Source organism: Mycolicibacter terrae, assembly GCF_010727125.1.
Taxonomy (GTDB): Bacteria; Actinomycetota; Actinomycetes; order Mycobacteriales; family Mycobacteriaceae; genus Mycobacterium; species Mycobacterium terrae.
The window spans coordinates 4,404,366-4,423,973 of the sequence record NZ_AP022564.1; the positions used below are offsets into that span (position 1 = coordinate 4,404,366).

The following is a 19,608-nucleotide window of genomic DNA, read 5'->3' on the forward strand; positions in this document are numbered from 1 at the left end:
ACAGAGGCTGAGCACAAGACCTCCGATACCCCGGTGGCGGCCCAGCTGGTGGCCGTCTTTTGCGGACCTTTCCGGCGGGTCCGGTAAGCTTGCGGTGTTTTTTACGGATCCGCCGCCCTGGACGTGCTCGGACGTGCTGGATTTCGGCCAGAATCGTGACCGACCGCAGGAGGTAACCCGATGAGCGGATCGCATCGCCGTAGCCGGTGGTGGCTGCTCAGCGTGACAGCGGCTGCATTGAGCACAGTGGGTCTGGGTCTGGTGGCGGTGCCGGTCCAGGCGGCGCCGACGCTGCCCAAGCCCCCGCTCGACCCGTCGGCGATGGTCGCGCAGGTCGGTCCCGCGGTGGTCAACATCGATGCCCAGATGGGTTACCAGAGCGCGGTCGGCGCCGGTACCGGCATCGTCCTGGACCCGAACGGCATCGTGCTGACCAACAACCACGTCATCGCCGGGGCGACCGGGCTGACGGCGGTGTCGGTCGGCACCGGTCAGACCTACGACGTCGACGTGTTGGGCTTCGACCGCAGCCACGACGTGGCGGTGCTGCAGCTGCGCGGCGCCTCCGGCCTACCGGCCGCCAACATCGGCGACTCGTCCCGGGTCAACGTCGGTGACCCGGTCGTCGCGATGGGCAACGCCGGCGGCCAGGGCGGTACGCCGAGTGCGGTGCCCGGCAACGTCATCGGGCTGAACCAGACGGTCTCGGCCGCCGACGAGCTGACCGGCAGCACCGAGACGCTGACCAACATGATCAAGGCCGACACCGCGATCCGTCCCGGCGACTCGGGCGGTCCGATGGTCAACGCGGCCGGCCAGGTGATCGGAATGAACACCGCGGCGTCGGACAACTACAAGTTCGCCCAGCCCGGCGGCGAAGGCTACGCGATCCCGATCAACCAGGCGATGGCCATTGCCAACCAGATCCGGTCCGGCATCTCGTCGCCCACCGTGCACATCGGCGAGACGGCGTTCATGGGTGTCGGCGTGGTGGACGAGAACGGCGGGGCGCGGGTCGCCCAGGTGCTCGACGGCACCCCGGCCGCCGCGAGCGGTATCGCCAAGGACGACATCATCACCTCGGTCGACGGCCGGCCGGTGAACTCGGCCACCGATCTGACCGATGTGCTCGACCAGCGCCACCCGGGCGACACCGTCTCGCTGACGTGGCGCAGCCCGACCGGCGGTGAGCACAGCGCCACCGTGACCCTGGTGCCGGGCCCGGTCGGCTGAGGTAGAGCCCGTCAGTCCCAGGCGCTCGTGATACGCCGGCACTACGACAGCGAAACCAAGCTGTCCTGGGTGCTCGCCGGCCTTGCCGGCGTGCTGGCGGCCACCGCATATACCCATTCCGAGGGGTACTTCGTCACGTTCATGACCGGCAACGCCGGACGTGCGGTCCTGGGGGTGTTCGACGGTAACGAGTGGTTGTCGATCTCGGCCGCGGCGCTGCTGTTCGCGTTCCTGGCGGGCGTGGTGACCGCGTCACTGGGCCGGCGCCACGTTTGGCCCGACCACCCGCACGGGGCGATGCTGCTGACCGCGATCGCGCTGCTGACGGCGACACTGGTCGACTGGATCGTGGAGGGCGGGCCGGAGCTGCCGCTGCCGCTGCTACCGATCCTGCTGGTGGCGTTCGGAGTCGGCGCGCTGAACACCACCTTCGTGCGAGACGGCGAAGTGTCGATTCCGTTGAGCTACGTGACCGGCACGGTGGTGAAGCTGGGCCAGGGCATCGAACGCCACCTCAGTGGCGGAACCTTCCGAGACTGGCTCGGGCACTTCATGCTCTTCGCCGGGTACACCTCCGGGGCGGTCATCGGCGGCTGCATCAGCCTGTTCGCCGGCGGCACCTGGATGCTGGGCATTGCCACCGTCGTCTGTGTGCTGGCCACCTGGTACACCTACCGCTACGTCGACCGCCGCGGGGTGTGGCGATGAGGCCCGGCCCTTCCGGTTGAACGCCGAGACCGACGTTGTGCAGGCCGGCTCTCGCACTTCGCCTGCACAACGTCGGTCTCGCGCTGCGGGATGGGCCGATCAGGTCGGGTCGACACCCACACCCAGCACCCGCTGGATGTCGGGCTTCATCGCGACCAGCTGCTGGTTCCAGTACGGCCAGTCGTGGGTTCCCTCGGCCGGGAAGTTGAACACCCCGTTGTTGCCGCCGGCGGCGATGTAATTCTGCTGGAACGTCTGGTTGGTGCGCAGCGTCAGGCTCTCCAGGAACTTGGCGGGCATGTTGTTGCCGCCCAGGTCGTTGGGCGTGCCGTTGCCGCAGTAGACCCAGATGCGGGTGCGGTTGGCCACCAGCCGCGGGATCTGCACCATCGCGTCGTTGCGCTTCCAGGCCGGGTCGGACGACGGTCCCCACATGCTGTTGGCGTTGTACCCGCCGGCGTCGTTCATGGCCAGCCCGATCAACGTCGGCCACCAGCCCTCAGACGGGTTGAGGAAGCCCGAAAGCGCTGCGGCATAGGGGAACTGTTGCGGGTAGTAGGCCGCCAGGATCAGCGCTGAACCGCCCGCCATCGACAGCCCCACCACGGCGTTGCCGTTGGGTGCGACGCTCTTGTTGGCCTGCATCCAGGTGGGCAACTCCCGGGTCAGGAAGGTCTCCCACTTGTAGGTGTAATTCTGACCGTTGCCCTGCGACGGCTGGTACCAGTCGGAGTAGAAGCTGGACTGCCCGCCCACCGGCATGATCACCGAGAGGCCGGACTGGTAGTACTCCTCGAAGGCCGGGGTGTTGATGTCCCAGCCGTTGAAGTCGTCCTGGGCCCGCAGGCCGTCCAGCAGGTACACCGCATGGGCGCCACCCGGCTGGAACTGCACCTTGATGTCACGGCCCATCGACGGCGATGGAACCTGCAGGTACTCCACCGGCAGGCCCGGCCGGGAGAACGCCGAGGCGTCGCCCGAACCACCGACGACCCCGACGAGGCCGCTCAGCAGTACGGCCCCCACCGCTGCGACCATCAGCCGGCGCGGTAGCCGACTCGCCGCGTGACGCAACTTCTCTACGTTCTTCATAGCCTGTTCCCATCCCAATGGTCGCTCCGCAAGCTGCGGAATGATGCCTGGTTTTGTCCTACTGCGGGCAGTCAAACACGGTGGCAGCCCGTGTCCTGTTCGCCGCCACGGCTTTTCATATCGCGGTTCGGCAACGATTGAATTTCGCCGCGGACTCGCTCCCCGCAAGGCCGCCATCGGGGTAGGCATATAGTCGACGTAATCATCGACTCAAGGAGCAGGTCATGCAGCCGACTGCGCCGCGACCGCTGGCCGGGGTGCGCGTCATCGAGATCGCCAGCTTCGTCGCGGTACCGCTCGCCGGAATGACACTGGCACAGCTGGGCGCCGATGTGGTGCGGGTCGACCCGGTCGGCGGGGCGGCTGACTATCGCCGCTGGCCGGTCACCGAGGACGGCACGTCGATCTACTGGACCGGGCTCAACAAGGGCAAGCGTTCGGTCGTCGCCGACCTGCGCGCCCCGGAAGGGCAGCGCCTGGTACAGCGCCTGATCGCCGAAAGCGGTGTGGTGCTGACGAATATGGCCGGCCGGCAATGGCTTTCCTTCGATACGCTGGTGGCCGAACGTCCCGATCTGATCCACCTCGAGGTGCTCGGGCGAGCCGACGGCTCCACGGCTGTCGATTACACGGTGAACGCGGCCACCGGCTTTCCGTTGGTGACCGGGCCGGCGGCGTACGGCGCACCGATCAACCACGTGCTGCCGGCGTGGGATATCGCCTGCGGGCTGCACGGCGCGCTGGCGGTGGTCGCCGCGCTGCACCGCCGGGACCGCTCCGGCGACGGCTGCCGGATCCGGCTGGCCCTGGAGGACGTCGCCCTGGGCACCGCCAGCGCGCTGGGTTTTCTGACCGAGGCGATGGTCAACGGCACCAAACGGGAACGCATCGGCAACGCGCTCTACGGTCAGTACGGGCAGACCTTCACCGGCAGCGACGGGGCCTGCTTCATGATCGTCACCCTGACCGACCGGCACTTCCGCGACCTCACCGAACTGACCGGAACGACGAAAGTCATTGCCGCACTGGCCGAGGCGCGCGACATCGACTTCACCGATGAGGGGCAGCGTTACCGCCACCGCGACGTGCTCACCGGGCTGTTCGACGGCTGGTTCGCCGAACGGACAGGCGCGCAGATCGAAGCGGCTCTGGCGGGCACATCGCTGCTGTGGGACCGTTACCGCAGCTTCGCCGAAGTGGCCGCCGGCCAGCGCGTGCGTGACAATGCGATGTTCACGGCGCTGCATCAGCCCCGGGTCGGGGACTACCTGGCGGCCGGGCTGCCGGCGTCGATCGACGGCGTCCACCCGCCCGCGGTCGCGGCACCCGGGCTGGGCGCCGACACCGAGCAAGTGTTGGCCGACCGTTTGGGTATGACCACCGACGAAATCGACCTGCTGCGCCAAAGCGGTGCGGTGGCAACGGATTAGCAAAGGAGCTTCAAGCCGTGCGTACTTTTCGATCGATCGATGAACTTGCCGCATGCCAGGGCGAGGTGATCGGCCACAGCGACTGGGTGACCATCACCCAGGACGCCGTCAACCTGTTCGCCGACGCGACCGGTGACCATCAGTGGATTCACGTCGACCCCGAGCGGGCCGCCACGGGGCCGTTCGGCACCACGATCGCCCACGGATACCTGACCCTGGCCATGCTGCCGCAGCTGATGGCGCAGATCAGCCGCCTCGACGGGGTCAAGCTGGCGATCAACTACGGGCTGAACAAGGTGCGCTTTCCGGCGCCGGTACCGGTCGGCTCCAAGATCCGGGCCGAGACCTCCCTGGTTGAGGTCGCCGATGTGGGTGGAGGCGCCCACCAGGTGACCTACTCGACCACGGTGTCCATCGACGGCCATGCCAAGCCGGCGTGCGTCGCCGAGAGCGTCGTGCGCTACATGCTCTGATTCGGGCGGTTCCTGGCGCCCCGGCCGCCGGGGCGAGAAGAGAAGTGGCGCGCGACGATCGCCGCGATCTGCAGGAAGCGACGGCGGGTGGCCGGCGCCATCTCGGTCATCACGTCGATCACCCCGCCGGGGCGCAGGTGCGGGTCGAACGGTACCTCGACCACCGCCTGACCGTGCTGCAGGAACTGCGCGGTGAGCGCGGAGCGGGTCCGTTTGTCGGCGTGGCCGTCGGAGTCGTTGAGCACCACCACGCTGCGTTGCAGCAGACCGCCCTGGCCGCGGTCGGCCAGCCACTCCATGGTCTTGGCGGCCGCGCCGGCCCCATCCGCCCACGGCGAGGACACCACGATCAGCGCGTCCAGGTCGCGCAGCGCCTCCTGGGTGACCGGCGAGTCCATCGTCGAACCGCAGTCGACGATGGAGATGGTGAAGTGCCGGTCCAGGCGTAGCGCCGCCTCCCGGTACAGTGCCGCGTCCAGGATCCGGCGCCCGCCGGCGGCCGGTTCCCCGATCAGCACGTACAGACCCGCGGCGTTGGCGCCCACCCGGGTGCTGATGTCGGCGAACGACTGCATGCTCTGGTCGGCTGCCAGGTCCCAGTAGGAGCTGGTGGCCCGCGGGTCGATGCGGCTGCCGAGCCGGCCGAACGCGGTGTCGGCATCGACGGCCACCACGTGGTCGGCGCGGCGCAGCGCGGCGAACACCGATCCGACGCTGGCCGCCACCGTCGTCTTGCCCACGCCGCCCTTGCCCAGGACGCCGACCTTGTAGGTGCCGTTCGGCATGGAACGGATGGCCGCCTCGTAGGCGGTCTCCTCACGCTCGGCAGGTGACGGCCCCAGGTTGACCAGCCCCAGCGTCGCCGACAGCACCAGGTGCCGCCAACCGCGCGCCGGGCGTGGCCGCACCGGCGGCAGCGGGCCCGGATACGGGTAGGGCATCTGCCCGACCGGTTGTTGCTGCGGTGGCCGCCCCCAGGGCTGCTGTGGCGTCGGCTGTTGTCGCGGCGGCTCTGGCTGCGACCGTGGCCCGCCGCCGTGCAGGAAGTCGCCCCGCGGGAAGTCGTCGTCGGCGTTCATCGGCTCCTCGAGGCATACGGCAGGGGCATGGCCAGGTGGCCCAACAATCCTGCAGCTTAACCGCGGAGCAGCCGAAACCGCGTCAGGGCCGGTCAGCAGTCGTAGTACAGCGCGAACTCGTAGGGGTGCGGGCGCAGGTTGACCGGGTTGATCTCGTTCTCACGCTTGTAGTTGATCCAGGTCTGGATCAGGTCCGGGGTGAAAACCCCGCCTTCGGTGAGGTATTCGTGATCGGCCTCCAGGTTGTCGATCACGTGGGCCAACTGGGTGGGAGCCTGCGGGATGGCGGCGGCCTCATCGGGGGGCAGTTCGTAGAGGTCCTTGTCGACCGGCGCGGCCGGTTCGATCTTGTTCTTGACGCCGTCGATGCCGGCCATCAGCATGGCCGCGAACGCCAGATACGGGTTGCCCGAGGAGTCCGGGCAGCGGAACTCCAGCCGCTTGGCCTTCGGATTGGTGCCGGTGATCGGGATGCGCACGCAGGCCGACCGGTTGCGCTGGCTGTAGACCAGGTTGATCGGCGCCTCATAGTGCGGTACCAGGCGCTTGTAGGAGTTGATGGTCGGGTTGGTGAACGCCAGCAGCGACGGCGCGTGGTGCAGGATGCCGCCGATGTAGTAGCGGGCGGTGTCGGACAGCCCGGCGTAGCCGGCCTCGTCGTAGAACAGCGGTTCGCCGTCCTGCCAGACCGACTGGTGCACGTGCATGCCCGAGCCGTTGTCGCCGAAGAGCGGTTTGGGCATGAAGGTGACGGTCTTGCCGTGCGCCCAGGCGGTGTTCTTGATGATGTATTTGAACTGCATCAGATCATCGGCGGCATGTAGCAGCGTGTTGAACTTGTAGTTGATCTCGGTCTGCCCGCCGGTGCCGACCTCGTGGTGTCCGCGCTCCACCGTGAAGCCGGCGTTGGTGAGGTTGGTGGTCATGGCGTCGCGCAGGTCGACGTACTGGTCGTTGGGAGCCACCGGGAAGTAGCCGCCCTTGGGCCGAACCTTGTACCCGAGATTGGGGCTGCCGTCGGCCTCGGTCGTGCGACCGGTGTTCCACCAACCGGCGACGGAGTCCACCTGGTAGAACGACCCGTTGATCTGAGAGTCGAAGTTCACCGAGTCGAAGATGTAGAACTCGGCCTCGGCACCGAAGTAGGCGGTGTCGGCGATGCCGGTGCTGGTGAGGAAGTTCTCGGCTTTGCGCGCGACGTTGCGCGGATCACGCGAGTAGGGCTCGCGGGTGAACGGGTCGTGCACGAAGAAGTTCAGATTCAGCGTCTTGGCCGCCCGGAACGGATCGATCCATGCGGTGGCGGGGTCGGGCAGCAGCAGCATGTCCGACTCGTGAATGGACTGGAAGCCGCGGATCGAGGAGCCGTCGAAGGCCAGTCCGTCCTCGAAAACGCTCGCATCCAGCGCCGATGCTGGGATGGAGAAGTGTTGCATCACCCCAGGCAGATCACAGAATCGAATGTCGACATACTCGACTGACTCATCAGCGACAAGCTTGAAAATATCGTCGGCCATACTGCTCTCCTTTGCGCGCAGACCAGCCAGACGATAGGCAGCCCACATTTCCTGAACATCATCCAGTTATTGCGTACAGGTAACACAACCCTCACCGGCCGGCATTTGCTCAGCAGGTGGCACGCTGTGCAGATCCGGGTATATCGTGACCTTGCCTGTGAAGATTTTCAGGCGAACCGCCGTTCAATGTCGCACGGATCAAACCCCTCGATCGATCAGTTATGTCGACGATTCGAGGCCGAAGTGCGAAGGGTCACGTGGTGATGGCACCCAGTCGGGTCGGGCTCTACAACCCCGCGTTCGAACACGACGCGTGCGGGGTCGCAATGGTCGTGGACATCCACGGCCGACGTAGCCGCGACATCGTCGAGAAGTCGATCACCGCGCTGCTCAACCTCGAACACCGCGGCGCCGCCGGAGCCGAACCGCACAGCGGCGACGGCGCCGGCATTCTGATCCAGGTGCCGGACCAGTTCCTGCGTGCGGTCACCGATTTCGAACTGCCGGAGGAAGGCGCCTACGCCACCGGCATCGCTTTCCTGCCGCAGTCGGCCAAAGACGCGGCGGCCGCCTGCGCCTCCGTCGAGAAGATCGTCGAAGCCGAAGGGCTGCAGGTGCTCGGATGGCGCGACATGCCGATCGACGACTCGTCGCTGGGCGCCCTCGCCCGTGACGCGATGCCGACTTTCCGGCAGCTGTTCATCGGCGGTGCATCGGGGATGACGTTGGAGCGGCGCGCCTATGTGGTCCGTAAGCGCGCCGAACACGAGCTGGGCAGCAAGGGACCGGGCCAGGACGGCCCGGGCCGTGAAACTGTCTATTTCCCAAGTCTTTCCGGTCGGACCATGGTGTACAAGGGCATGCTGACCACACCTCAGCTCAAGGCCTTCTATCCCGATCTGGCCGACGAGCGGCTGCACAGTGCGCTGGGCATCGTGCACTCCCGGTTCTCCACCAACACGTTTCCGTCGTGGCCGTTGGCGCATCCGTTTCGGCGCATCGCGCACAACGGCGAGATCAACACCGTCACCGGCAATGAGAACTGGATGCGGGCCCGGGAGGCGCTGATCCGCACCGACGTCTTCGGAGACGGGAGCCCCGCGAACGGGAAAGACACCGCCGACAAGCTGTTCCCGATCTGCACGCCGGGAGCCTCCGACACGGCCCGTTTCGACGAGGTGCTCGAACTGCTGCATCTGGGGGGCCGCAGTCTGCCGCACGCGGTGCTGATGATGATCCCGGAAGCCTGGGAGCGGCACGAAAGCATGGACGGGCCTACTCGCGCCTTTTATGAGTACCACGACTCGCTCATGGAGCCCTGGGACGGCCCGGCCTCGATGACGTTCACCGACGGCACACTGGTGGGCGCGGTGCTGGACCGCAACGGCCTGCGGCCGTCGCGGATCTGGGTCACCGACAACGGGCTGGTGGTGATGGCCTCCGAAGCCGGGGTGCTCGACCTCGATCCGGCCACCGTGGTGCACCGGCAACGGCTGCAGCCCGGCCGGATGTTCCTGGTGGACACCGCCGCCGGCCGGATCATCTCCGACGCCGAGATCAAGTCCACGCTGGCGGCTGAGCGCCCCTACCAGCAGTGGATCGACGAGGCTCTGATCGGAATCGAGGAGCTGCCGCCCGGCGACGCACCGCGCATGGAACACCATCGGATCCTGTTGCGCCAATTGGTGTTCGGATACACCTACGAGGAACTCAACCTGTTGCTGGCGCCGATGGCCCGTACCGGCGCCGAGCCGATCGGGTCGATGGGCACCGACACCCCGGTTGCGGTGCTCTCGGCGCGGCCCCGGCTGCTGTTCGACTACTTTCAGCAGTTGTTCGCCCAGGTCACCAATCCGCCGCTGGACGCCATCCGCGAAGAGGTGGTCACCAGCATGCAGGGCGCCGTCGGGCCGGAGGGCGACCTGCTCAACACCGGCGAACCCACCTGGCGGCAGGTCGTGCTGCCGCAGCCGATCCTGAGCAACCAGGAGCTGGCGAAGCTGGTCAAACTGCAACCCGATCAGCAGATCGGGTCCCGGGGGCCGCATGGCCTGTCCACGGCCGTCATCAGCTGCCTGTATCCGGTGGCCGAGGGCGGCGCCGGGCTGCGCGCGGCGCTCAAGCAGGTGTGCGCCCGGGTTTCGGCGGCGATCGACGACGGCGCCAGCTTCATCGTGATCTCGGATCGGGAGTCCGACGAGACGCTGGCGCCCATCCCGTCGCTGCTGGCCACCTCCGCGGTGCATCACCACCTGGTCGCCGAGCGCACCCGCACCAAGGTAGGTCTGGTGGTGGAGTCCGGCGATGCCCGGGAGGTGCACCACATGGCGGTGCTGCTGGGCTTCGGCGCCGCCGCCATCAACCCTTATCTGGCCTTCGAGTCCGTCGAAGACATGCTCGATCAGGGTCTGATCGAGGGTCTCGGTCGTGAGAAGGCGTTGGCCAACTACGCCAAGGCCGCCGCTAAGGGCGTGCTGAAAGTCATGTCCAAGATGGGTATTTCGACACGGGCCTCCTACACCGGTGCGCAACTGTTCCAGCCGGTCGGTATCTCCCAGGATGTCCTCGACGAATTCTTCACCGGCCTGTACTGCCCGATCGGCGGCATCACCCTCGACGACATCGCCGCCGACGTCGCCGCCCGCCACGGGTTGGCCTACCTCGATCGCACCGAGGAGCGCGCCCACCGACAGCTGCCGGTGGGCGGTGAGTACCAGTGGCGTCGCGAGGGGGAGTACCACCTGTTCAACCCCGAGACGGTGTTCAAACTGCAGCACTCGACCCGCACCGGGCAGTACGACGTCTTCAAGGAGTACACCAAGCTGGTCGACGACCAGAGTGAGCGACTGGCCACGCTGCGTGGCCTGCTGAGGTTCAAATCCGGGGAACGGCCGCCGGTGTCGATCGACGAGGTGGAGCCTGCCACCGAGATCGTCAAGCGGTTCGCCACCGGCGCGATGAGTTACGGCTCGATCTCCGCCGAGGCACACGAGACGCTGGCGATCGCGATGAACCGGATCGGTGGCCGGTCCAACTGCGGTGAAGGCGGTGAGCACGCCGACCGCTACCTGCCCGAGGAGAACGGGGACTGGCGGCGCAGTGCGATCAAACAGGTCGCCTCCGCCCGGTTCGGCGTCACCAGCGACTATTTGGTCAACTGCACCGACCTGCAGATCAAGATCGCCCAGGGTGCCAAACCCGGTGAGGGCGGCCAACTCCCGGGTAACAAGGTGTATCCGTGGATCGCCGAGGTTCGTCACGCCACCCCCGGCGTCGGGCTGATCTCGCCCCCGCCGCATCATGACATCTACTCCATCGAGGATCTCAAACAGCTGATCCACGACCTGAAGAACGCCAATCCGGACGCCCGCATCCACGTCAAGCTGGTCGCGGAGAGCGGTGTCGGAACGGTGGCCGCCGGGGTGTCCAAGGCGCACGCCGACGTGGTGCTGATCTCCGGGCACGACGGCGGCACCGGGGCGGCGCCGATGACCTCGCTCAAGCACGCCGGTGCACCATGGGAGCTGGGGCTGGCGGAAACCCAGCAGACGTTGCTGCTCAACGGCCTTCGGGACCGGATCGTGGTGCAGGTCGACGGGCAGCTCAAGACCGGCCGCGACGTGGTGGTCGCCGCGCTGTTGGGCGCCGAGGAATTCGGCTTCGCCACCGCACCGCTGGTGGTGTCGGGCTGCATCATGATGCGGGTCTGCCACCTGGACACCTGCCCGGTCGGGGTCGCCACCCAGAACCCGGAGTTGCGCAGCCGCTTCAACGGCCAGCCCGAGTTCGTGGAGAACTTCTTCTGGTTCATCGCCGAGGAGGTTCGCGAATACCTTGCCGCACTGGGCTTCCGAACCCTCAACGAAGCGGTCGGACAGGTGAACGCACTGGACACCACGCTGGCGCGCGCGCACTGGAAGGCCCACAAGCTCGATCTGGAGCCGGTGCTGCACGAGCCGGAGTCCGCGTTCATGAATCAGGACCTGTACTGCAGCTCCAAGCAGGACCACGGGCTGGACAAGGCGCTGGATCAGCAGTTGATCGTGATGAGCCGCGAGGCGCTCGACTCCGGCACCCCGGTCCGGTTCGCCACCTCGATCTCCAACGTCAATCGGACCGTCGGGACCATGCTTGGCCACCAGGTCACCAAAGCCTATGGTGCCCAGGGCCTACCGGGAGACACCATCGACATCACCTTCACCGGTTCCGCCGGTAACAGCTTCGGGGCGTTCCTGCCGCCGGGGATCACCCTGCGGGTCCTCGGTGACGCCAACGATTATGTGGCCAAGGGCCTGTCCGGCGGCCGGATCGTGATCCGGCCACCGAAGGATGCGCCCGACGGATACGTCGCCGAGGACAACATCATCGGCGGCAACGTGATCTTGTTCGGCGCCACCAGCGGTGAGGTGTTCCTGCGCGGGGTGGTCGGCGAACGGTTCGCGGTGCGCAACTCCGGGGCCGTCGCGGTGGTCGAGGGCGTCGGTGACCACGGCTGCGAATACATGACCGGCGGCAAGGTCGTGGTGCTGGGCCGCACCGGACGCAACTTCGCCGCCGGCATGTCCGGTGGTGTCGCCTACGTCTACGACCCGAACGCCGAACTGCCGGGCCGGCTCAACACCGAGATGGTGGAGCTGGATTCGTTCGACGATTTCGAGGCCGACGATGTCGACTGGCTGCGCGGCATCCTGGTCGCCCACGCCGAGGCCACCGACTCCGCACCCGCCCGGGCCATCCTGGCCGACTGGACAGAACACTGCCGCCACTTCGTCAAGGTGATGCCGCGTGACTACCGGCGGGTGCTCGCCGCGGTGGCCGAGGCGAAGGCGAGCGGCACCGATCCGAACGAGGCGATTATGGCGGCAGCTCATGGCTGACCCGAGAGGATTTCTCACCCACACCCAGCGCATCCTGCCGTTGCGGCGTCCGGTCTCCGAGCGGGTGGGTGACTGGAACGAGGTCTATCAGGAGTTTCCCGAGGACACCCTTCGGGAGCAGGCCAGCCGCTGCATGGACTGCGGTATCCCGTTCTGCCACAACGGCTGTCCGCTGGGGAATCTGATCCCGGAATGGAACGACCTGGTCCGCACCGGGCGCTGGCGCGAAGCGTTCGATCGGCTGCATGCCACCAATAATTTCCCGGACTTCACCGGCCGGCTGTGCCCCGCGCCGTGCGAGCCGGCCTGCGTACTGGGTATCAACCAACCGCCCGTCACGATCAAGCAGATCGAGTACGAGATCGTGGAGCGCGGCTTCAAGGAGGGCTGGGCGCAACCGATCCCGCCGTCGGTCCGGACCGGGAAGTCGGTCGCGGTGGTGGGCTCCGGGCCGGCCGGGCTGGCCGCCGCGCAACAGCTCACCCGGGCCGGGCACGCGGTGACGGTGTTCGAGCGTGACGACCGCATCGGTGGGCTGCTGCGCTACGGCATCCCGGAGTTCAAGATGGAGAAGCGCATCGTCGACCGGCGGCTGGAACAGATGGCCGGCGAGGGCACGGAGTTCCGGGCCGGCGTGAACGTGGGCGTGGACGTGACGGCCGACCAGCTGCGCAGCGACTTCGATGCCGTCGTGCTGGCCGGCGGCGCCACCGCCTGGCGTGACCTGCCGATCCCCGGTCGCGAGCTCGACGGCATCCACCAGGCGATGGAGTACCTGCCGTGGGCCAACCGGGTGCAGGCCGGAGACCTGTCCGAGCCGCCGATCACCGCGCACGGCAAGAAGGTGATCATCATCGGCGGTGGCGACACCGGCGCCGACTGTTTGGGCACCGTGCACCGCCAGGGCGGCACCTGCGTCCACCAGTTCGAGATCATGCCGCGTCCGCCGGAGACCCGTGACCCGTCCACGCCGTGGCCGATGTATCCGCTGGTGATGCGGACCTCGGCTGCGCACGAGGAGGGCGGCGACCGGGTGTTCTCGGTCAACACCGAGGAGTTCCTCGGCCGCGACGGTCGGGTCACCGGATTGCGGGCCCACGAGGTGCGCCGGCGCAATGGCGCGTTCGAAAAGGTGGACGGCACCGACTTCGAACTCGAAGCCGACCTGGTGTTGCTGGCGATGGGGTTCGTCGGCCCGGAACGGTCGGCGCTGCTGAGTGATCTGGGCGTGGAGTTCACCGCCCGCGGCACAGTGGCACGGGATGAGGACTTCGCCACCGGCGTGCCGGGCGTCTACGTCGCCGGGGACATGGGGCGCGGGCAGTCCCTGATCGTCTGGGCGATCGCCGAGGGCCGAGCCGCCGCGGCGGGCGCCGACCGGTATCTGATGGGCAAGACGGTATTGCCGTCCCCGATCAAGCCCACGACGGCGCCGATCCACTGAGTCAGATCCGCGCCACGGTGGGCCGCACCCGGGCCGATGATCGCCCCGCGCAGTCGCCGGTGGGCTGAACAGATCGGCACTGAAACCGCAATAGTCACTTTGATAACTTCTGTATCACAATGCGGCGCGTCGCGTTTTGTTTGCCCGCGGTCCGGTGTCTAATGATCAGCAATGGGCGCCGCGTTAACCGATGTGTTAACATGGTCCGCGTTATTCCAATCTGGTCCGAGCCGGGGCGGGGGTTTTTCGCCGTGTACATCAACCCGATATACCGATACCGGATGGGCCGAATGGCCTGGTCACTGCTGCGGCATCCGCGCAGGAGCCGGGAGTTCCCGGCGAAGAACGAGCGTCTGATCACGGCCGACGAGCTGATGCGCTACGCGACGTAGGTTGTTCGGGGCGGCGTCGGCCGATTGTCGCCGAGAAGTTTGCTGCGACGTTATCGAGGCGTGACTTAAGCCGCGATCGGGGTCCAAAGGCCGGAATCCCGGATCGCCTCGGCCAACGGTTCTAGGACCGCCGGGTCATAGGGCGCCGGCAGATAGATGATCGCCAGCTCCAGGCCTTCGGCGCCGAGGGCCGCGGCGTCGTCGACCACCTTGTGGTAATCATGATCCGGCTCCAGGCGCAGGTGCGCCGACAGGGTGATCTCGCCCGCGTCGCGGCCGATGTCGGCGCAGTGGCCGGCCAGCACCTCGCGTTTGCGGGCGAACTCCGCCGGCGTGCCCCCGACGAAGTTCCAATGCTGGGCGTAACGCGCGGTGATCCTCAGGGTGCGCTTCTCGCCGCTGCCGCCGATGCAGATCGGCGGGTGCGGTCGCTGCGGACCCTTGGGCTCGTTGCGGGCGTTTTCCAGCCGGTAATAGGTGCCGGAGAACGTGGTCGTCTCCGCGCTCAACAGGCTGACCAGGACTTCGCAGGCCTCCTCGAAGCGATCGAAGCGCTCACGGAGGCTGCCCAGTTCGATTCCGTAGGCTCCGGACTCCTCCTCGTTCCAGCCGGCGCCGATGCCCAACTCCAGCCGGCCCCCGGAGATGATGTCGAGTGCCGCGGCCATATTGGCCAACACGGCGGGATGGCGGTAGTGGATCCCGGTGACCAAGGTGCCCAGCCGTAGCCGGGTGGTGGCCTGGGCCAGCGCCGTCAGCGTGGTCCAGCCCTCCAGGCAGGGCCCGCTCGAATCGGTGAAGATCGGATAGAAGTGGTCGAAGGTCCAGCCGGACTCGTAGACGTCGATGTCGTCGGCGGCCTGCCAGACCGCCAGCATGTCGGCCCAGGTGGTGTTCTGCGGCGAGGTCTTGAACGCGAAGCGCATTCAGCCGACGTTAGCGTGTTCGCCCGCCCCGGAGCGCCAAACGCCCCACGTGGCCCGATAGGCTCCCGCTGTGGACATGGTGACGCTGGGCATCGATACCAAGGTGACGTTGTTGGCGGCCGGGCTGATCTTCCTGCTGGCGCTGCTGCTCGGCGTCTGGAAGTACCAGCAGATCGCCACCTCGGAGAACCACCAGGCCCACATCTACGTCGACATCGCCCACCGGGCGGCGTTGCTGTACTCCTTCGCCACGCTGCTGGTCGCGGTGTTCGTCGAGCTCAGCGGCTGGCCCACCTGGGTGAACATGACCGCCTCGATGGTGATGGTGTACTTCTTCGTCACCGCCATCGGCAGCTACATGCTGCACGGCGCGTTGCGCGACACCACCAACCAGTTCGAGAAGGCCGGTCGGCTCTTGCGACTGGGCATGCTGTTGCTCATCATCGGTGAGATCGGTGGCTTCGCAGTGCTGCTGGCCGGCTTCGGCATCGGTGAGTTCTGACGCCGACTTACAACGCTTCGCCGTAGATGCTGCTGACCCAGATGTGGGTCAGGGTGTCGACCACCCGATCATGGTGGACCGACGGCTCCTCGGCGACCAGCGCGGCCATCATCGTGCGCTCGTTCATCTGATTCAGCGACGTCGCGAGATCCAGCGCCGGGATCGTCGGCGGCGCGGCGCCGCGGTCGCGCTCGGCGGTGATCATCGCGGCGGTCTGCTCGATCCACTTGCGCATGAAGCCGTTCCACATCGCCCGGAACTCCGGACTGGAGGCCAGCGCCTCGGTGCCGGCCCGGGCGATCGCGCGATGCGAGCTGAACGCGGTGAAGAACGCCTTGATGCCGCTGCGCCAGACCCGGCGCGGGTCGGTCGGCAGCCGCTGCACCGCTCCGACGAACTTCTCGTCGGCGGCCGCGATCAGCGGCTCGAGCAGCGAGAGCAGCACCGCGTCCTTGGACTTGAAGTAGAAGTAGAACGTGGGCCGGGAGATGCCGGCGCCTTTGGCCAGGTCGTCCACCGAGATCTCGGCGAGCGGCCGCTGCCCGAGCAGTCGCTCGGCGGTGGACAGGATCGCCAGCTCGCGATCATCGCCGGACGGCCGGGCCGCGCGGCGTCCATAGCGGGTGGTATTTGGGCTGGCCACGACCGCCACCTTACACGATGTCGACTAAATCAACATGGTGTTGACTGACTCGACACACCGTTGATAACCTGTCGGCATGACTGAACACCTCGATGTTGTGATCGTCGGTGCCGGTATCTCCGGCATCAGCGCGGCCTGGCACCTGCAGAACCGCTGCCCGGGCAAGAGCTACGCGATCCTGGAGCGCCGCGACGACCTCGGTGGCACCTGGGATCTGTTCAAATACCCGGGCATCCGCTCGGACTCCGATATGTTCACCCTCGGTTTCCGGTTCAAGCCGTGGCGCTCCGCCCAAGCGATCGCCGACGGCCCCTCGATCAAGGCCTACATCAAGGAGGCGGCTGCCGAGAACGGCATCGACTCCCACATCCGCTATCGCCAGCACGTGGTGGCCGCCGACTGGTCGGATGCGGAGAACCGCTGGACGGTGACGGTCGAGAGCGACGGCAAGCAGAGCCAGCTCAGTTGCTCGTTCCTGTTCGCCTGCAGCGGCTACTACAACTACGACGAGGGCTACTCGCCGCAGTTCGAAGGGGCCGAGGACTTCAGCGCCGCCGGGGGCACCATCGTGCACCCGCAGCACTGGCCCGAGGACTTGGACTACGCGGGCAAGCGGATCGTCGTGATCGGATCGGGTGCCACCGCGGTGACGTTGATCCCGAGCCTGGTGAACACCGGCGCCGGTCACGTCACCATGCTGCAGCGCTCCCCGACCTACGTCGGCTCGCTACCGCTGGTCGACCCGTTCGCCGAACGGGCGAACAAGCTGCTGCCGGCATCCGTTGCGCATGTCGCCAACCGGTGGAAGGCCATCGGCTTCAGCACCTTCCAATACCAACTGTCGCGGCGCTTCCCGGCGTTCATGCGCAAGACGCTGCTGACCATGGCCCAGCGGCGGCTGCCGAAGGGCTACGACGTCGAGAAGCACTTCGGCCCGAGCTACAACCCCTGGGACCAGCGGCTGTGCCTGGCGCCCAACGGCGACCTGTTCAAGACCATCCGCAACGGCAAGGCCGATGTCGTCACCGACACCATCGAGAAGTTCACCGAGACCGGTATCAAGCTGAGCTCCGGGGAGGAACTGCCCGCCGACATCATCATCACCGCGACCGGTTTGAACCTGCAGCTGTTCGGCGGGGCCGAGGTGCGGCGCAACGGGGAGCCGGTGGACCTCAACGACACCATGGCCTACAAGGGCCTGATGCTCACCGGGCTGCCGAACATGGCGTTCACCATCGGCTACACCAATGCCTCCTGGACGTTGAAGGCCGACCTGGTTTCGGAGTTCGTCTGCCGGGTGCTCAGCTACATGGACGCCCACGGGTTCGACACGGTGGTGCCCGGTCAGCCCGCTGCCGATATCGAGGACCGGCCGTTGATGGACTTCACCCCCGGCTATGTGCTGCGGGCACTGGACTACCTGCCCAAGGCCGGGTCGCGCGCGCCATGGCGGCTCAAGCAGAACTATCTGCTCGACCTGCAGCTGATCCGGCGCGGCAAGGTCGACGACGACGTCTTGTCGTTCAGCAGGCACCGGGCCGCGATCGCGGCGTGATCACGGCGCCCCGCCCCGCCCGTCGGAGACTTCAGGCCAGTAATAGGAGTCGGGGTAGGGGCGGGCGCCGAAGATCGCGGTCCCGATCCGCACCTCGGTGGCGCCCTCGGCGATCGCCAGGGGAAAGTCCCCGCTCATGCCCATCGACAGCCGCGGCAGGTCGTGGCCGTGCGCGGCGGCGTCGTCGCGCAGTCGTCGCAACCGGCGAAAGCAGCCGCGGACCGCGTCGGCGTCGGAGGTGTTGATGGCCAGCGTCATCAAGCCGCGCACCCGCAGCGTGGGGTAGTCGGCCAGCTCGTCGAGGAACGCCAGCAGCCGCTCGGGGTCCAGGCCGTATTTGCTCGGCTCGGGTGAGGTCTTGACCTGGACCAGCACGTCGATGGCACGGTTCTCGGCGCGCAGGTGCCGATCCAACGCCACGGCCAGCTTGGGGCGGTCCAGTGACTGCAGCTCGGAGGCCAGCCGCGCCACTACGCCGGCCTTGTTGGTCTGCAGGTTCCCGATCATCACCCAGTCGATTCCTGGGTCGGCCTCCCGGCCGGCCAGCGCCATCGCCTTGTCGCGGATCTCCTGGACCTTGTTCTCGCCGAAGCGGTGCAACCCCAGGTCTTCGGCTGCCTGCCGGATCACGTCCGGGCCGAAGGTCTTGCTCACCGGCAGCACGTTGACCTCATCGGGATCGCGCCCGGCGGCGCGACAGGCGTCGTCGACCCTTTCCCGCAGCCGTTCCCAGCGTGCCCGCAAGGTGGCGTCCATCGGTGTGCCGGTCCTAGACGACGACGATGCCGTCGTCGTCGCTGTAGGCGATCTCGCCGGGCAGGAATAGGATGCCGCCGAGTTCGACGGCGACGTCGCGTTCGCCCGTGCCGGTCTTGGTGCTCTTTCGCGGATTGGTGCCCAGCGCCTTGACGCCGATGTCGAGCGTGCGCAGCGTCGCGGCGTCCCGCACGGCGCCGTGCACGATCAGCCCGGCCCAGCCGTTGGAGCGGGCCAGCTCGGCGATGACGTCACCGACCAGCGCGGTGTGCAGCGAGCCCGCGCCGTCGATCACCAGCACCCCACCGTCGCCGGGCTCGGAGAGCACCGCCTTGAGCAGCGCGTTGTCTTCGAAACAGCGGACCGTGCTGATCCGGCCGGCGAATTCGGTGCGGCCGCCCAGTTGGCGGAACTGCAGATCGCAGCTGCGTACGTCGGCGCCGATGTCGTCGACCAGGTCGGCGGTGGGCCGGAAGGCTGCGGACACCGGCGGGTTCAGCCCCGGCGCGCGCGCAACAGCCGGCGGATCAGCAACAGTCCGAGCAGGCCGAGGACACCGGCGGCCAGCATCGCCGCGGGCGACCGGCCGGACGGCGGCACCGACGGGGTGAGCGGGTTGCGGACCGCCTCGACCGTCGACTTCGCCTGGGCAGCCGTCTCCTTGGCACCGTCGGCGAGTCGGCCTGAACCGTTGGTGGCTGCGGGCCGCGCAGACGGCGAAGGAGCCGCGGCGGGTGCCTTCTTGGCGGGTGCTTTCTTGGCGGGTGCCTTCTTGGCCGCCTTGGCCGGAGCCTTCTTGGCGGCCTTGGCCGGAGCCTTTTTGGCGGCCTTCTTGGCGGGTGGCTCGGCCGGCGCAGTCGGCTCGGCCGACACGGTGGGCTCGCCCGGAGGGGCGGGCTCAGCCGGGGGCGACGCGGCCGGCTCGGCGGGCTCGGGTGCCGCGGCGGATTCGTGGTCGGGCTGGTCTTGCGGGTCGGTCAT

The 19,608-nt window shown here is 67.5% G+C and carries 16 protein-coding genes; 8 read left to right on the forward strand and 8 right to left on the reverse strand.

The window, feature by feature from the left end; translation table 11 throughout:
* Window positions 1-180 precede the first annotated feature (180 nt).
* Together G6N23_RS20845 and G6N23_RS20850 are read left to right on the forward strand one after the other, a co-directional pair.
* Entirely contained in the window at window positions 181-1,233 is a 1,053-nt protein-coding gene (locus G6N23_RS20845) for a S1C family serine protease (protein ID WP_085260082.1), read from the forward strand.
* A gap of 27 nt (window positions 1,234-1,260) precedes the next feature.
* Entirely contained in the window at window positions 1,261-1,941 is a 681-nt protein-coding gene (locus G6N23_RS20850) for a YoaK family protein (RefSeq protein ID WP_095174080.1), read from the forward strand.
* Between the two features lie 99 nt (window positions 1,942-2,040).
* Here the strand turns inward: G6N23_RS20850 and ag85C are convergent, their stop codons facing one another.
* Window positions 2,041-3,033, reverse strand: a complete 993-nt coding sequence (gene ag85C / locus G6N23_RS20855; protein WP_085260081.1) for a diacylglycerol acyltransferase/mycolyltransferase Ag85C — start codon at window positions 3,031-3,033, stop codon at window positions 2,041-2,043.
* A 224-nt stretch (window positions 3,034-3,257) separates the two neighbouring features.
* Here ag85C and G6N23_RS20860 point away from each other — a divergent pair, with 224 nt between their 5' ends.
* Together G6N23_RS20860 and G6N23_RS20865 are read left to right on the forward strand one after the other, a co-directional pair.
* The gene (locus tag G6N23_RS20860; RefSeq protein WP_085260080.1) at window positions 3,258-4,463 is read left to right on the forward strand and encodes a CoA transferase; all 1,206 of its coding nucleotides are present in this window, start codon (window positions 3,258-3,260) and stop codon (window positions 4,461-4,463) included.
* Window positions 4,464-4,480: 17 nt separating this feature from the next.
* Window positions 4,481-4,936: a MaoC family dehydratase gene (locus tag G6N23_RS20865; protein WP_085260079.1), complete on the forward strand. Its 456-nt coding sequence runs from the start codon at window positions 4,481-4,483 to the stop codon at window positions 4,934-4,936.
* Here G6N23_RS20865 and G6N23_RS20870 read toward each other — a convergent pair.
* Together G6N23_RS20870 and glnA are read right to left on the reverse strand one after the other, a co-directional pair.
* Window positions 4,924-6,015 (reverse strand): MinD/ParA family ATP-binding protein, encoded by a 1,092-nt coding sequence (locus G6N23_RS20870; protein WP_173675052.1) that lies wholly within the window; start codon window positions 6,013-6,015, stop codon window positions 4,924-4,926. The genes G6N23_RS20865 and G6N23_RS20870 overlap by 13 nt on opposite strands.
* Window positions 6,016-6,107: 92 nt before the next feature.
* Window positions 6,108-7,532, reverse strand: a complete 1,425-nt coding sequence (glnA, locus tag G6N23_RS20875) for a type I glutamate--ammonia ligase (protein ID WP_085260078.1) — start codon at window positions 7,530-7,532, stop codon at window positions 6,108-6,110.
* Between the two features lie 263 nt (window positions 7,533-7,795).
* Between glnA and gltB the strand changes: the two genes are divergently transcribed.
* Together gltB and G6N23_RS20885 are read left to right on the forward strand one after the other, a co-directional pair.
* On the forward strand, window positions 7,796-12,409 hold the full coding sequence (gltB, locus tag G6N23_RS20880; RefSeq protein WP_085260185.1) for a glutamate synthase large subunit: 4,614 nt from the start codon (window positions 7,796-7,798) through the stop codon (window positions 12,407-12,409).
* Entirely contained in the window at window positions 12,402-13,853 is a 1,452-nt protein-coding gene (locus G6N23_RS20885; protein WP_085260077.1) for a glutamate synthase subunit beta, read from the forward strand. Before gltB ends, G6N23_RS20885 begins: the two co-directional genes overlap by 8 nt.
* Before the next feature lie 457 nt (window positions 13,854-14,310).
* Here the strand turns inward: G6N23_RS20885 and G6N23_RS20890 are convergent, their stop codons facing one another.
* Complete coding sequence (locus G6N23_RS20890; RefSeq protein WP_085260075.1) at window positions 14,311-15,171, reverse strand: LLM class F420-dependent oxidoreductase; 861 nt, start codon at window positions 15,169-15,171, stop codon at window positions 14,311-14,313.
* Between the two features lie 76 nt (window positions 15,172-15,247).
* Between G6N23_RS20890 and G6N23_RS20895 the strand changes: the two genes are divergently transcribed.
* Window positions 15,248-15,673 (forward strand): hypothetical protein, encoded by a 426-nt coding sequence (locus tag G6N23_RS20895; protein WP_085260184.1) that lies wholly within the window; start codon window positions 15,248-15,250, stop codon window positions 15,671-15,673.
* Window positions 15,674-15,680: 7 nt separating this feature from the next.
* On the opposite strand, the gene G6N23_RS20900 is transcribed toward G6N23_RS20895, so the two are convergent.
* Entirely contained in the window at window positions 15,681-16,316 is a 636-nt protein-coding gene (locus G6N23_RS20900) for a TetR/AcrR family transcriptional regulator (RefSeq protein WP_085260183.1), read from the reverse strand.
* 76 nt (window positions 16,317-16,392) lie between these two features.
* Here G6N23_RS20900 and G6N23_RS20905 point away from each other — a divergent pair, with 76 nt between their 5' ends.
* The gene (locus G6N23_RS20905) at window positions 16,393-17,871 is read left to right on the forward strand and encodes a flavin-containing monooxygenase (protein WP_085260074.1); all 1,479 of its coding nucleotides are present in this window, start codon (window positions 16,393-16,395) and stop codon (window positions 17,869-17,871) included.
* Here G6N23_RS20905 and G6N23_RS20910 read toward each other — a convergent pair whose 3' ends face one another.
* The 3 genes from G6N23_RS20910 to G6N23_RS20920 are packed head-to-tail and all read right to left on the reverse strand — an operon-like array spanning window position 17,872 to window position 19,608.
* The gene (locus G6N23_RS20910) at window positions 17,872-18,627 is read right to left on the reverse strand and encodes a YggS family pyridoxal phosphate-dependent enzyme (protein WP_085260073.1); all 756 of its coding nucleotides are present in this window, start codon (window positions 18,625-18,627) and stop codon (window positions 17,872-17,874) included.
* 13 nt (window positions 18,628-18,640) lie between these two features.
* The gene (gene rraA / locus G6N23_RS20915) at window positions 18,641-19,114 is read right to left on the reverse strand and encodes a ribonuclease E activity regulator RraA (RefSeq protein ID WP_085260072.1); all 474 of its coding nucleotides are present in this window, start codon (window positions 19,112-19,114) and stop codon (window positions 18,641-18,643) included.
* Between the two features lie 8 nt (window positions 19,115-19,122).
* Window positions 19,123-19,608, reverse strand: coding sequence for a hypothetical protein (locus G6N23_RS20920; protein WP_085260071.1), 486 nt, complete (start codon window positions 19,606-19,608; stop codon window positions 19,123-19,125).

What these genes read in the sequence shown, in the direction of transcription:
- G6N23_RS20890 (WP_085260075.1), bottom strand. Translation starts at nt 15,171, where the DNA reads ATGCGCTTCGCGTTCAAGACCTCGCCGCAGAACACCACCTGGGCCGAC.
- gltB (WP_085260185.1), top strand. Translation starts at nt 7,796, where the DNA reads ATGGCACCCAGTCGGGTCGGGCTCTACAACCCCGCGTTCGAACACGAC.
- G6N23_RS20895 (WP_085260184.1), top strand. Translation starts at nt 15,248, where the DNA reads ATGGTGACGCTGGGCATCGATACCAAGGTGACGTTGTTGGCGGCCGGG.
- glnA (WP_085260078.1), bottom strand. Translation starts at nt 7,532, where the DNA reads ATGGCCGACGATATTTTCAAGCTTGTCGCTGATGAGTCAGTCGAGTAT.
- G6N23_RS20870 (WP_173675052.1), bottom strand. Translation starts at nt 6,015, where the DNA reads ATGAACGCCGACGACGACTTCCCGCGGGGCGACTTCCTGCACGGCGGC.
- G6N23_RS20920 (WP_085260071.1), bottom strand. Translation starts at nt 19,608, where the DNA reads ATGACCGACCCGCAAGACCAGCCCGACCACGAATCCGCCGCGGCACCC.
- ag85C (WP_085260081.1), bottom strand. Translation starts at nt 3,033, where the DNA reads ATGAAGAACGTAGAGAAGTTGCGTCACGCGGCGAGTCGGCTACCGCGC.
- G6N23_RS20910 (WP_085260073.1), bottom strand. Translation starts at nt 18,627, where the DNA reads ATGGACGCCACCTTGCGGGCACGCTGGGAACGGCTGCGGGAAAGGGTC.
- G6N23_RS20885 (WP_085260077.1), top strand. Translation starts at nt 12,402, where the DNA reads ATGGCTGACCCGAGAGGATTTCTCACCCACACCCAGCGCATCCTGCCG.
- G6N23_RS20905 (WP_085260074.1), top strand. Translation starts at nt 16,393, where the DNA reads ATGACTGAACACCTCGATGTTGTGATCGTCGGTGCCGGTATCTCCGGC.
- G6N23_RS20845 (WP_085260082.1), top strand. Translation starts at nt 181, where the DNA reads ATGAGCGGATCGCATCGCCGTAGCCGGTGGTGGCTGCTCAGCGTGACA.
- G6N23_RS20860 (WP_085260080.1), top strand. Translation starts at nt 3,258, where the DNA reads ATGCAGCCGACTGCGCCGCGACCGCTGGCCGGGGTGCGCGTCATCGAG.